The organism is Vibrio paucivorans (genome assembly GCF_054053395.1).
On the sequence record NZ_CM133230.1, the window covers coordinates 2,371,844 to 2,385,536 of the forward strand.

Genomic DNA, 13,693 nt, shown 5'->3' on the forward strand with positions numbered 1-13,693 from the left:
TTAGCCTAACGCATTCATCATTCCGGCCAATTGACCCTGCATTTTGCTTGTCGCGTCTTGCATTGCAGTAAATTTGGCATGGGTTCGCTTCTCTAATCCTTCCATGCGGCGATCCAATGCCGCTTGGTCATCTTCAAGACGATAGTTTCTTTCTACTAAACTTTGCTCTCGCGTTCGGATAGACCCTGTTGCGCCTGTCATGCTTTGGATGGCATCTTCCACCTTTTTAGCAAAACCCTGATTACCACCAAAAAAGTCTTCTAACTTATTGAAGTTATTGTTCAACTGGCGATCCAGCAAATTATAGTTAATTTCTAACGTACCTTGCCGTGTGGTGGTAATACCAAACTCCGTCAGAGACTTTAAATCTTCCGGCGCTGGTTCGATGCGAGAGGAAAATACCGCTTTTAAGCGTGAATCGGCACTGCGGACAATACTGTCCCCTGCCAATGGGCCCGCTTGGCCTGTTTGTGGATTGACACCCGCAAGTTCTTTAGAGGTTTGGTAGAACTGATTGTATGCTGCGACAAACTGTTCAATATCTTCGCGCACCCCTTGCCTATCGTATTCAATATCGATTTCAGCAGGCGGCCTGTTGTTTTCCGTTTTGCCTTTGAGCGTCAAATCGACGCCTTCAATCGCGTCTTCAATAATGTTGTTATGACTCGATAAATGAGCAACGCCATCGAGCAAAACCTTCGAGTCCTGCGCAGCTTGAACTTGTGTCATGCCGTAATAAGTATCGAATGCTTGTTGCGCAGCCAATAGATCCGCATTCGCCTTATCAACGCGTTCCAAATAAGCGCGCTCTTCTGGAGTCAGCTTTGCACGCTCCATCTGTTTCGCTTGTTCAGGCGTGATTTCACCGCTAGCTACCGCTTTGTCGATCGCTGCTTGCTCAGCAGCAAGCTTACTCTCAAGCGCTGCTTGCGCTTCTTTTGGCGTTACATAGGAATCGGTTAGTGTACCAGAGGCGGTGTTACTCCACCCCGGAACATCTGGCGCTTTTGCACGAGATTTATCGTCCAACCCATCGCCTGGCTCATAATATGAATCAAGTAGAGTACCTGACGCGGTTTCTGACCAACCCGGAATGCGATCTTGAGGTCTTTGATACTTGTTGGCTTCTGCTGCCGCCGCGACCGCTGCTGGCGACATATCCCCACCGGCACTTTGGGCATTTGGATCGACGGAAGTAGCAGCACTCTCAGCTCCTTCAACAAGTTCTTGATCGACCTGCTTCGCTGCATTACTAATTTTATCCGCTATTTTCTGAGCCAGTTGTTTTTCGACATCAGTTAATGGATTGATCAATTGCTGGGCAGCAGCGCGCGCCTTTTCTAAATCTTTAACCCTGTCTTCTAAGGTTTTGTATTCCAGCTTCTTGAGCGGATTACCAATTTCTGATTCCACAGAAATTTTAATGTTGTTTTTCTCGCCCGACATGTTCGATGCGAGAATCAAACGTGGACCGGCCGCATCATTAATAACCGACGCTCGAACTCCCGGGTTACTTTTGTCCCCGTTAATGGCACGAACAATATCGACTAATTTTGAATCTGGCTGGACATCAATGGTGAAGTTATCTTTACCTAAACCGATTTGCAGCTTGCCCGGGCCAAATTTGTCGTCTTCAGACAGAACATCCGAAGCAACTTTATGACTCTGAGCAAGCTGCATCACATCGATAGAATATCTACCAGCGATTGCAGCAGTGGTTGCAGTTGCTGACACGACGTCTTCATTGGTAGTGTCGACTTTTCTCGCAGCAAATGCCTTCTCCTGACGAAAACTCGCCATTAGATCTTTCATCGTATCCAGCGACTCTTTGAGCCGACCATATGCGCTAATACTGGCTTGGTTGTCCGTCCGCTCATTGTCAATACGTTGCTGCTTTGGAAGCCGCTCCGCATTCACAATTTTGCTGACCATGGAATTAATATCCATGCCGCCAGTATTCATCCCCATAGGGCCTAAACTCATTAAACCACCTCAAACAACACGATTAAACCTTATCTATCAACAACCCCGTTGAATAACGGGCCGCTTGATCTCTAAGGCGCCTGAACACCTCCAACATCTCCTCGTCTGGTATCTGACGAATAATATCGCCAGTACTAGCCTCATAGATTGTCACCACATCTCTTCCGGATTGTTCATCAACCCGAAAAGATAAACCAGTGTTTAAGGAAGAAACAAATTCATTCATTTGTTCAACAACCTTTTCCCGTTCAGCTTGATTAAGCTTCTCTCGCTGTGCCAGCATTTCAGCGGCTAATTCTGCGGATTGAACGGACTTCTGATTTACTTCGGCCGCTTTGTTACTCCCTTTCTGGGAGGCAACGCTAGGTGCACCGTTGTATTCTGAAGCAAGTTTAATGCCACCTTGTGAGCCATAAAGCTGGATGTTCGATGTATTGGACGGTATATCCATAACAATCTCCCTTCCACCTTATAGGTCGGTAATCTATTGATTACACTGCCCAATAAGCTCCTGACGAAACTTATCGATTAACCTAATAGGCTAAGAGCCGCTGACGGTGATTGCTTCGCTTGCGCCAAGATAGAAGTACTCGCTTGTTGCAAAATCTGAGACTTCGTCATCTGCGTCGTTTCTTTCGCGTAGTCAGTATCTTCGATACGGCTACGTGATGCATTTACGTTCTCGTTGATGTTCTCTAGGTTATTGATCGCATGACCAAAACGGTTTTGGAAAGCACCTAGAGATGCACGTTGACTATCAACCGACTTCAAAGCACCATCAATAACAGAAACCGCCATTTGCGAACCTGCAACCGTTGAAACATCAACATCTGCAACAGTGATATCCTGAGCCGCACCGAAACCAATTTCGCCACCAAGCCCACCACCAATAGTCACTTCGCCATCAACTTTTTGAGTTGAAGCGAATAACTGAAGCTTACCTTCTTCGCCAACAGAGGCTTTCACATCTTCACTTTGACCATTGATGTAAGTCGCGAGCTGTTCGATATCATCGCCAGCCTTAGCATTAATGGTTAACGCTTTTGCTTCTCCATGCTTATCAGTATAGTTCAGAGTCAAATCGGTTGCTGTAGTAACAGTCCAGTCAGCGCTTTTGCCTTGTTGAGCAACATACGCTTTACCACCCATAGCTTCGGTGTCCGAACGCATATTTCCCATACTCAGCATTACCGCCTCACCAGAGCCCGCACCAATTTGGAATGACTGGTCGCCAAACTGACCATTAAGGAGTTTATTACCACCGAACGAGGTAGTTTCTGCAATACGGTTTAGCTCATCATTTAGAGCTGATACTTCTTCTTGAATCGCAACACGTTCAGAACGCGAGTTTGAACCATTTGAGGATTGTAGCGATAGATCTCGCATACGTTGGAGGATATTGGTTGTCTCGTCCATCGCACCTTCAGCAGTTTGCGCGATCGAGATACCATCGTTTGCATTCCTCACCGCCACGTCTAAACCACGGCTTTGAGATGTCAAACGGTTAGAAATTTGTAGACCTGCCGCATCATCGCGAGCACTGTTAATTTTGTAACCCGATGATAGGCGTTCCATCGACTTTTGAGCACCATCAGCGGCACTGTTTAGGTAACGCTGTGCGGTCATCGCCGACACGTTCGTGTTTACGTTAATTGCCATATTTGATCTCCTTAGGCATTGGGTTGATGTGCCGCCGTGTCTCTCACCTCACATAAGCACATCTCATTTCTCTCAATCCTTTAACGGCGAGTAGAAAATAAGCTTTAGGAAAAAATGATTTTTTTTTAATTAATTTTCCGAAGCCTGTAGTCCAGCCGGCTCGGAAATTAACAAAAACCCTTTTAAATCAAACAAATATTTAACGCATCGGCGATTTATCCTGCGCAATAAAAAATCCAGCCAAAGCCGGATTTTTTATTTAGCTTGTAGAAATTAGCCTAGTAGGCTAAGCGCTGAGTTTGGTGCTTGCTTAGCTTGAGCAAGAATAGAACTCGATGCTTGAGATAGAATTTGAGACTTGGTCAATGCAGTTGTTTCTTTCGCAAAGTCGGTATCTTTGATTCGGCTCTTAGACGCATTCACGTTTTCGTTGATGTTGTCTAAGTTGCTAATTGCGTGCTCGAATCGGTTCTGGAACGCACCTAGTTCAGCACGGTGACTATCAACAGATTTTAGAGCGTTGTCGATGATTGCAACAGACTCTTGAGCACCGCCCACACTGGTTACATCAATCGTGTCAACAGTCACATTCTTTGCAGGTCCCATACCTAACTCGCCTGCTAGACCACCACCGAATGATACTGCGCCATCAACTTTATTCGAACCAGCAAATACTTGCAGTTGACCATCTTCATTGACGGAAGTCTTAACCAAATCTGTTTGACCGTTGATGTAAGTTGCAAGTTGCTCAATATCGTCACCTTCTTTCGCGTTAATATTGATTGTTTTCGCTTCACCATCTGTTGTCGTTAGGGAGATAGTTAAATCTTTAGCCGTTGCAGACACCCCCCAATCTTTATCTTTCGCGTTTGCCGCCTGGTAACTCTGACCACCCATTTGTGCATCGTCACTACGCATGCTGCTCAGCGTGAGCATGACAGCTTCACCGTTATCTGCACCAATCTGCATTGATTTGGTACCGAAAGTACCGTTAAGCAGTTTATTACCACCAAAAGAAGTTGTTTCAGCGATACGGTTTAGCTCGTTGTTTAGCGCTGTTACTTCTTCTTGTATAGCAACACGCTCTGATTTGGAGTTCGAACCATTAGCAGATTGTAGAGACAAGTCACGCATACGTTGAAGGATGTTAGTGGTTTCATTCATCGCACCTTCAGCCGTTTGCGCAATTGAAATACCATCGTTAGCGTTACGTACAGCTACATCTAGACCACGGCTTTGAGCCTGTAATCGGTTCGAGATTTGAAGACCAGCAGCATCATCTTTCGCACTGTTGATTTTAAAACCTGAAGATAGACGTTCCATTGATGTTTGCTGTGCATTGTTTGCGCTGTTTAGGTAACGCTGTGCTGTCATCGCTGATACGTTAGTATTTACATTAATTGCCATAATTGTTACTCCAATTGATTTTCCGATGTATCCGGTTTCCGACGTCTCGGAAAACCAAGTTGTTCTCTTTAAGTTACTTTTATTAACGGCTCGATTTTCAAAACCTTGAGCATTTTTTTAAGTTTTTTATTAAAAAAATGCATTTCGATTAAAAAACAACCTAAAGCACACAAAAGCCGCAATAAATGTATTTTTTTGCTAAAGATTTTAAAATCGCGGCCGAATGGGTAACCCGCTAAAAGCTAGGTTGCATATGGTTCTAGATAAATTAAGCGAGAAGTGTCAGTGCCAGATTTGGCTGCTGCTTCGCTTGAGCAAGAATAGAAGTGCTAACTTGTTGCAAGATCTGCTGTTTTACCATCTGAGTGGTTTCTTTCGCATAGTCGGTATCTTTAATGCGACTGTTGGAAGCAGCTAAATTTTCATGCACGTTATCAAGGTTGTTGATGGCATGATCAAATCGATTTTGCAGCGCCCCCAGATCAGCGCGATGACTATCAACATATTGCATAGCGGCATCTAAAACTGCTACAGATCGCTGCGCGCCGCCCACGCTGGTAATATCTAAATCATCCACAGCTTCATAGCCCGCAGTCACCATTTGTAGTTCATTAGCGAGACTACCGGAGAATGAGATCGTACCCGATGCTTCTTTGCCTGCCATGAATATCTGCAGCTGACCGTCTTCATTAACCGACGCTGACACTTTATCCGTTTGGCCATTAATATAAGTAGCAAGTTGCTCGATATCATCACCAACTTTCGCTTCTATATTAATCGTTTGTTGTTGGCCATTGGAATCGACATATTGCATATTCAATTGCTGATTGCCTTGGCCCACTTGCCAACTTGAATCCGCTTTAGCGGCTGCGATATAAGAAAAACCGCCCATATCGATACCGTCAGAACGCATGCTTTTCAGCGTCACGGAGACTGCTTCACCAGAGCTCGCACCGATTTGAAACGACGACTGACCAAACGTCCCGTTGAGTAGTTTGCGACCACCAAAAGATGTAGTTTCAGCAATCCTATTCAATTCATCGTTCAAAGCCGCCATTTCTTCCTGTAATGCGACTCTTTCCGCTTTACTATTGGAGCCATTCGCCGATTGTAACGACAAGTCGCGCATGCGTTGCAACAAGTTGGTACTTTCTTGCATTGCACCTTCAGCGGTCTGCATGATTGATATGCCATCGTTCGCATTTCGAACCGCGACATCTAAACCACGCATTTGCGACTCTAGTCGATTAGATATTTGCAATCCCGCGGCATCATCTTTCGCGCTATTAATACGGCTCCCTGAAGCAAGGCGCTCCAAAGATTGGTTCAGCATTTCAGTCGCATTGCCCAAGTGGCGCTGCGCTGTCAGTGCGGAAACATTAGTATTAACCGTAATAGCCATAGTGACTTACTTACTCCGAAAGTTAGCTGTTCAAGTTTATATCGGTCACCTCTTCAGTTTCTTTAACAAAAAAACCGAGCTCATTGAGCTCGGTTTTTATTTAATAGAGATAAAGGGTTACTTCAGTTTAAGCTGCGCAAGCATGTCAGCGGATGGAGCAAAGAAATAGGCCCCAGTTACCGCTTTAGTGAAACGTAAAAGCTGATCAGTTTTACCATCGGTTACGCCGTACATGCTTTCGAGCATCGCTTTGAAATTGTGCAAAGTATTGCAGTAAGCAATGAACAATAAGCCATGTTCACCACTTACACTGCCGTATGGCAAGCTATGGCGGACAATTTTAAGCCCTTTTCCTTCTTCTTTGATATCAACTCGCCCAACATGCGAAGCTGCTGGTACATTTTCCAGTTCAATGGAATCTGGCTTGGTACGGCCAATCACTTTCTCTTGAGCAGAAACATTCAAACGATTCCAAGAAGGTAAGTTATGGATAAAGCGCTGAACCATGACATAACTGCCACCAGCAAACTCTCCATCTGCGACAAGAGCCACTTCACGACGCTGAGCATCTTTCGGGTTTTCTGTACCATCGACGAAGTCAGTCATGTCACGAGAATCTAAATAACGGTAGCCGTATGTCTCATCCACGACGGCTACGTCTTCCGCGACTTGCGCGAAGAACTTACGCAGTAGGTAGAAGTGCAAGTCATGTCGGTTAGAGTGACAGTGAATCAGTACATCGACATCGCTACTTGGCGCTACAACCTCACCTTCTCCCAATACAGGGAAATCAATCAGCTCACTAGGCATAGCCACATCAAGCTGCTGCCAAAATGCTTTAGTAAATGCGACCGATAACGTAAGCTCAGCACCCGGCTGGGTTTGGTTTAGTTCTTCGACCAAAGCAGGCAATAATTGAAGCTGTTCAAGTACCTGTGGCGCATTTTGGCTCACTTTAAGCAATGTATATTGGGCAAACGGACCTGCTTCTGGCAGGATAGCGCTCTGAGGTTGAGACATAGGATGATTCCTCACTTTTATTTTTGCTCAGTGTAATACTTTTTTATTGATGGATATTGATTGCGATCATTAGGGCATGCCCAGCGACAACTTTTCTTTAAACGTCTGGAGGCGTTTGTAAGCAGTCACTTACACTACGACTTTTCGTCAAGTAGAGCACAAACCACATTAGCAATAACATGGTAGCACCATTAGCCCAGCTGAAAGCACCGTTATCTAAATAGACATGATACAAAGTTTGTATCAACTGTGCGATTGAGGTAGCTAAAGTTATCCCCCCGCCCCAACTCACGACTCTATTGAGCCACGCTCGATCCGGATTTCTCAAACTGAAAAGCCACATTAGCACCATACTTGGTAAGCCCATCGCAAGGCCCAAATACAGCATAGTATGATCAGGATAAACAATAGAAAGGATTTTAGAGCCACTGTCTCGGCTGGCCCCTGCAACAACGAACACAACCCAAGCTTTGGCTAAAAAAATCCAACCTAACCACAACCATTTAGGTGCTTTCAGAAAACCGTGTTTATCGTATTGTTCGATGGCGTACCGCACAGTCGCTCACTATTTTGATTCAATATCTTGTCGACACTGTAACGCAATCAAATTAGCGATGTATACCCAAATAACCTCAGAAGCTTATTCAGCGAGAATTGCATGGTTCGCAAACAAGGTAATACATGTACCTAGGCACGTCGCGAGTTGATCTCACGCCAAGAAAGGAAAAAGAAAGCCAACAAAGCAAGCATAGGTAGCCCCCATAACAAAGCATTTTGCGCAGAGAAAGTCGGTTTATACAGGACAAACTCGCCATACCTCGCTGTCATGTAGTCAATGACTTGCTGATCCGTTTCGCCCTCATTCACTTTGTTAAATACAATCAAACGCAGATCTTTGGCTATCGGTGAATTTGATTCAACTAAATTCTGGTTTTGACACTGCGGGCAACGTAGAGTTTTCGCTAGCTCAATCGCTCGTTTTTGTAGTTGAGACGTATCAAACTCGAATAGCTCCACTTGTTGAGTCACTTCTTTGCTCGCTGGCGCAAACAAGTCCGGCTCACTGGCAACCACCGTACATGACACCATCATCGCCACTATAACGCACAGTAATTTAACCGATTGGATCATAACAATTCCTAGCCACTTTATAGCCTGACAAAGTAAGAGGAAAAATATCGCTGCCAAACTTTGTCAGTCAGCCGTCCGCTATGCTTTAACACGATATTTCCTTCATTATCGACCAGATAGGTCTCTGGTGTACCAACCACTCCCAAGTCTATTGCTAATAGCCCTTTGGGATCGAAAATAACTTCTCGGAATGGGTTCTCCGCCTGAGTTAAGTAACGATTTGCCGCATGCTCTGAATCGCGGTAATTCAGGCCTACAATAGGAACCCCTTTAGCTTGTAAGTCGAGTAAGTACTGGTGCTCACTCTTACATATGCCGCACCACGATGCCCACACATTAACCAATTGATAGCCATGACCAACGACCGTGCTTTCATCTAAAGTACGGTTGCTGTTTAACAAACTCGTTGACGTAAAACTTGGAAAACTCGCGACCGTACTCGCATGGACTTTAGTTTGCTGCTGAGAAACGAGTCCAACCATGACTATCGCAGCGAAGCTAAGTGTCACTGCGACCAATATCCAAAAGCTACGTGCTTTCGACTTGCTCATAAACACCACTCTCTTGTTTTAGCCGCAGTATAACAACCGACATTCCCCCGAGCATACCTAATAAAGCGCCAAACCAAACCCAGCGAATTGCAGCTTTGTACTGAACCTTCACTGCATAGGATTGGCTGTCCACTTTTTCACCTAGGGTAACGTAGTAATCTCCATGCCAGAAAATCTTAATCGCAGGTTCACTCATGTTCATCACCCTAACTGGATAATGACGCCTCTCAGGAAAAAGCGAAAAGCTCTCACTGCCTTGCTGATCAAAATAAATCGACGCCCTTTCTGCGGTATAATTCGGGCCAATCCGCCATTGGGTTTCTTGATAGTGCACCTGCCAGTCAACGAACTCAAAGGTCTTATTAGGAGCAAGCTTTCGGTTTACTTCGTAAGAATGTTCCGCGTTCATCGCAGCACCAACGCAGGCAATTGCTACTCCCACATGTGCCAAAGTCACTCCAATCAGTTTTTTTCTGTCGTTGGCCTTAAACCCAGCCCAAAGGTGAGTGACCACCACCCAAGATGCCAATATCCACACCGCACAAACCAGCGTATCAAACAGTTCAACTCGCTCAACGGAAGCTGGGGTCATCTCTAAGTTGAACACCTTAAGCTGAAATAAGTACCCCAATAACCCAGAGACAATTGCGACTAACCCTAACCAAACGACTTGCTGCCAGCGACAATAACCTCCTTTGCGCCACTTAACTAAGCTTCCAGCTCCCATTCCAACTAAAGCCAATAATGACAACGGCGTGATAAGTGTATTGAAATAAGGTGCCCCAACCGAGATGCTTCCCAAGCCAAGAAGCTCATAAACCATGGGATAAAATGTGCCGAGAAACACCGTAAACGTTGCAATCAAAAGCAGTCCGATTGCGACTAACACGAGATAACTGCGACTGAACACTGACACCAACGGCTCGGAGGTGAGTTTATCTCCCCTAAAAATCAATAAGCCAAATGAGCCAATCAACATCACAACTAAAATCAACAGTAGTGAAATACCTTTGCCCGGATCGACGGCAAACGCGTGGACAGACGTCAGCACCCCAGAACGCACGATAAAGGTGCCCAAAATGCTTAGACTGAATGTGATAAAAGCGAGGCTCATTACCCATGTCAGCAACATTTTTTGGCGCTGAGCAGCAAGCAATGCATGAAGTAACGCTGTACCAGTTAACCATGGCAATAACGAGGCATTTTCTACCGGGTCCCAGAACCACCAGCCCCCCCAGCCTAGTTCATAGTATGCCCACCAAGAGCCTAATACGATTCCGCCAGTAAGAAAGACCCACGCCACCAATGCCCACTGACGGCAAAGTGGTAACCAATCGAGAGTGACTTTTTCCTGCATCAGTGCCGCACAAGCGAACGCAAACACCATGGAGTAACCGATATAGCCTAAATAAAGCAAAGGGGGATGGAAGATAAGGCCAACGTCCTGCAACATTGGATTCAAATCACGCCCTTCCGCCATAAACTGAGGGCTAAACTCAAATGGATTAGACGCCAGCAATGTAAACCAAGCAAAAGCAGCGACCAGTAAGTTCATCACCCACAAAACGTCTGCTTTATATTGTGATGGACAACGTCGACTCAATGAATACAGTGCCGCCCATCCAGATAGAGTCATAACCCAAAACAGCATGGAGCCTTGATGCCCACCCCATACCGCGGCAAATTTAAAAAATACCGGTAGTTGAGAGTTAGAGTGCTCAGCCACATACAGCAATTGGAATTGGTCGGTCAGGAAGGCGGTCGCGAGTAAACCTAAACTCAGCAATGAGAGTAAACCATTCACTCGAGTAACAGGCAGCAAGTAGTGTTTGCTATTCGCACTAGATTGACCATCTTTGCCTGTTTGAACAAAGCGTTCAGATGCCCAACGTGGTAAAACGTATTGAGCACTTGCCATGGTGCTCAATACGACAACCGCAATCAGGGCTACTAAGCCTAACTCTCCTGCTAACATAGGCTAAACAACTGTCATTTGTCCGGCGTAAAGAATGAAGGTTCTAAGCATTAGCACCCCAACCAGACTCAAGGTCGTCACGACCAAAATGAAGCCATTGTTATGCTGGACTTCTTTTGGTGAAACTGCATTCAGTGTGAGTGGTAACAACATACCTATGCCTACCACGCCAATCCAGAACCAATTCGACCAAAAACCTCCACCGATCGCATTCCAAGCAGCCACTTCACTTTGTCCGCCCGAGAAGATGAGCCCTGTAAAAAATGTCACCAATACAAATAACTCAAATAGCACCACTGGGCGTTCAAAGCCATGCACCCATTTAACACTTGCACTTGATACCGGCTCTTTGAAAACTAGAATGCCGAACATGAGACATGCTGCTGCTCCAGACGATAGGCTCGAGAACAAGAACAGGATTGGCAATACTGGATTATTCAGCATTGGGTAGGTTTGTAGAGCAGACAATAAGAACCCAGTGTACGCTGCGAGTAGGATCGCCAGTACGCCGAGAAACACTTCAATCGCGTTTTCGAACTGTCCGAACTTTTCAAGCAAGGTGTCCACAAATGCAAACTTGCCCTGAAGGAATGCAACGATCTGTTTTCTAAAGATGATGCCAATCCAAACGAACAACACTGCCATGTAGACTTGGAACAGCACGACCCCCATCGACATCACGGACGTGACGTTGAAATAGATCATAATCTTCCAAAACGATAGCGGCTTAGTCAGGTGAAAGATCAAGATGGTCAAACCGGAAATAATCCCGAATGGTGCTAACCAAGCCGTCGCTTTCAAGATGCCATTTTGTGCAGGGTCTCCTTCTATTACCTTTCTCTTCAGGTAAATAGATATCATCACCGCACCCGCAGACATACCTGCTAAAAACAGATAAATCGCAATAATCCAATCCCAAACTAAAGAGTCAAACTGGAATGCACTTTCTACTCCGTTCATGGCTAAACCTCCCCTTTCTGTTTAGGAATCTTGTACAGCTTCGGCTTAGTTCCTAGGTGAACCTTATCTCTATAAACCACCTGGTTATTAAGCACTGCGTTGATCTCGCTGCTCGGGTCGTTAAGATCGCCAAATACCAAGGCTTTAGTAGGACACGATTCAACACAAGCTGGCAGTTTGCCCTGAGCTAAATTGGTATCTCGGCAGAAGTTACATTTATCTGCTGAACCATCAGCTGGATTAAAGAAACGAACTTGATAAGGACACGCTGCTAGGCAGTAACCACAGCCAACACATTTATCCTTATGAACATCAACGATGCCTGTTTTTTCGTCTTTATAGGCCGCACCGGTAGGGCATACCATCACACAAGGTGCATTCTCACAGTGTTGACAAGATTTTCGCGTAAAACGGTATTCAACATCTGGATGCTCACCCATAGGTTCGCTGCGAATGATCTCTAAACGCGATACGCCTTCTGGTACCTTATTGACGTCGCGACATGCATCGGTACAAGCAGTACAACCAATACACGCGGTTTCATCATGGATCATTCCGTATAGCTTATTGCCATCTTGTTCAACATTTGCCAGTGTTTTCCGGCTGTTCAGCACCGCTGTACCAGCGACTCCAGTAGTAAAGATGACTGCGCCTGCGCCCGTTAAAAAGTTACGTCTTGAACAACTCATATCACCTCTCCTCTTCTTTTTGGTTAAAATCAGAGTGGCAGTCCACACACAACTTAATGGTTTCTTTGCGCTCAAAGCCCAACACTTTGGCTTTTTTCGCATGAACATCGTGGCAGTTTGAACAAGTTAAGTTCTTGGCATGCACATCGTGGGTCCAGCTGTCTTCTTGCAAGTATTTTGGCTGATGACAATCGGTACACTGACTGTTAGCTTTCAATATCGCCTCAGGATCCATGAACACTTTTTCGGTGCCGGGTTTCGACTGCGCTGAAGAATACTTGGTCACAACCGGTGCACCTTCACGGTGATCAGGTCCTATAGAGTTATGACATTCAGTACAATTGACTTCCCGCCCCAAAATCTTATGTGCTTCCTCACCATGAGAACCTTGGAGGGTTTCTTTAGAATCCTTATGACACTGAATACATTTGTAATCCTTGTCACGGATAAGCGTGACTTCATGACGATCTGATTGGCCTTCAGACTGCAAGGTTGAAGTATCGGCAACGGCATGAAGAGAATAACCATAAAGGCAGAATGCTAGAATAGACTTTAGCATTATGACCATGGCCAACTTTATATTGCCCATTTTATCCTTTCCTTATACCAGCGCTAAAACATCTCATAGAAATGATTAGTTACTGATCAAAATTAACTTCCTCTGGGGTCGAGTAAATAAAACCCCAAATGAGATCAATTCTTATTTTTGGATAAGCCACAACGCTATATTTATATATTACTCATCTGCCTATTTAGGGGTAGATTTTATCGAGCAATTAGTGAGCTAAATCACCTTGTATCTTATAGGTGAATAGTTGCTAAGTTATTGATGAGAATGGTTTTCATTAAAAATAAACCTGCACACAAATAACCCTTAAGGGGTAGATACACTTAAATTTGAGATAGATCACTAGGC

General features: G+C 45.1%; 13 protein-coding genes. All 13 read right to left on the reverse strand.

Features of this window, described 5'->3' with window-relative positions; genetic code table 11:
• Complete coding sequence (gene fliD / locus ACXABW_RS10760) at window positions 1–1,983, reverse strand: flagellar filament capping protein FliD (protein ID WP_457522661.1); 1,983 nt, start codon at window positions 1,981–1,983, stop codon at window positions 1–3.
• 22 nt (window positions 1,984–2,005) lie between these two features.
• Window positions 2,006–2,434, reverse strand: coding sequence for a flagellar protein FlaG (flaG, locus tag ACXABW_RS10765; RefSeq protein ID WP_457522662.1), 429 nt, complete (start codon window positions 2,432–2,434; stop codon window positions 2,006–2,008).
• 77 nt (window positions 2,435–2,511) lie between these two features.
• On the reverse strand, window positions 2,512–3,642 hold the full coding sequence (locus ACXABW_RS10770) for a flagellin (RefSeq protein ID WP_457522663.1): 1,131 nt from the start codon (window positions 3,640–3,642) through the stop codon (window positions 2,512–2,514).
• A 273-nt stretch (window positions 3,643–3,915) separates the two neighbouring features.
• Entirely contained in the window at window positions 3,916–5,049 is a 1,134-nt protein-coding gene (locus tag ACXABW_RS10775) for a flagellin (RefSeq protein ID WP_252027726.1), read from the reverse strand.
• A 268-nt stretch (window positions 5,050–5,317) separates the two neighbouring features.
• Window positions 5,318–6,451 (reverse strand): flagellin, encoded by a 1,134-nt coding sequence (locus tag ACXABW_RS10780; protein ID WP_457522665.1) that lies wholly within the window; start codon window positions 6,449–6,451, stop codon window positions 5,318–5,320.
• A 117-nt stretch (window positions 6,452–6,568) separates the two neighbouring features.
• Window positions 6,569–7,471: a Dyp-type peroxidase gene (locus ACXABW_RS10785; protein ID WP_457522667.1), complete on the reverse strand. Its 903-nt coding sequence runs from the start codon at window positions 7,469–7,471 to the stop codon at window positions 6,569–6,571.
• Between the two features lie 97 nt (window positions 7,472–7,568).
• A complete protein-coding gene (locus ACXABW_RS10790; RefSeq protein ID WP_457522669.1) occupies window positions 7,569–8,027 on the reverse strand; it encodes a DUF2919 domain-containing protein in 459 nt (152 codons plus the stop codon).
• Between the two features lie 131 nt (window positions 8,028–8,158).
• A complete protein-coding gene (locus ACXABW_RS10795) occupies window positions 8,159–8,602 on the reverse strand; it encodes a cytochrome c-type biogenesis protein CcmH (RefSeq protein WP_457522671.1) in 444 nt (147 codons plus the stop codon).
• Between the two features lie 17 nt (window positions 8,603–8,619).
• A complete protein-coding gene (locus ACXABW_RS10800) occupies window positions 8,620–9,153 on the reverse strand; it encodes a DsbE family thiol:disulfide interchange protein (RefSeq protein WP_457522672.1) in 534 nt (177 codons plus the stop codon).
• Complete coding sequence (locus ACXABW_RS10805) at window positions 9,131–11,128, reverse strand: heme lyase CcmF/NrfE family subunit (protein WP_457522674.1); 1,998 nt, start codon at window positions 11,126–11,128, stop codon at window positions 9,131–9,133. Before ACXABW_RS10805 ends, ACXABW_RS10800 begins: the two co-directional genes overlap by 23 nt.
• 3 nt (window positions 11,129–11,131) lie before the next feature.
• Window positions 11,132–12,088: a cytochrome c nitrite reductase subunit NrfD gene (nrfD, locus tag ACXABW_RS10810; RefSeq protein WP_252027733.1), complete on the reverse strand. Its 957-nt coding sequence runs from the start codon at window positions 12,086–12,088 to the stop codon at window positions 11,132–11,134.
• A gap of 2 nt (window positions 12,089–12,090) precedes the next feature.
• Window positions 12,091–12,777, reverse strand: a complete 687-nt coding sequence (gene nrfC / locus ACXABW_RS10815; RefSeq protein WP_252027734.1) for a cytochrome c nitrite reductase Fe-S protein — start codon at window positions 12,775–12,777, stop codon at window positions 12,091–12,093.
• A 1-nt stretch (window position 12,778) separates the two neighbouring features.
• Window positions 12,779–13,366: a cytochrome c nitrite reductase pentaheme subunit gene (nrfB, locus tag ACXABW_RS10820; protein WP_265687667.1), complete on the reverse strand. Its 588-nt coding sequence runs from the start codon at window positions 13,364–13,366 to the stop codon at window positions 12,779–12,781.
• Between the last annotated feature and the right edge of the window lie 327 nt (window positions 13,367–13,693).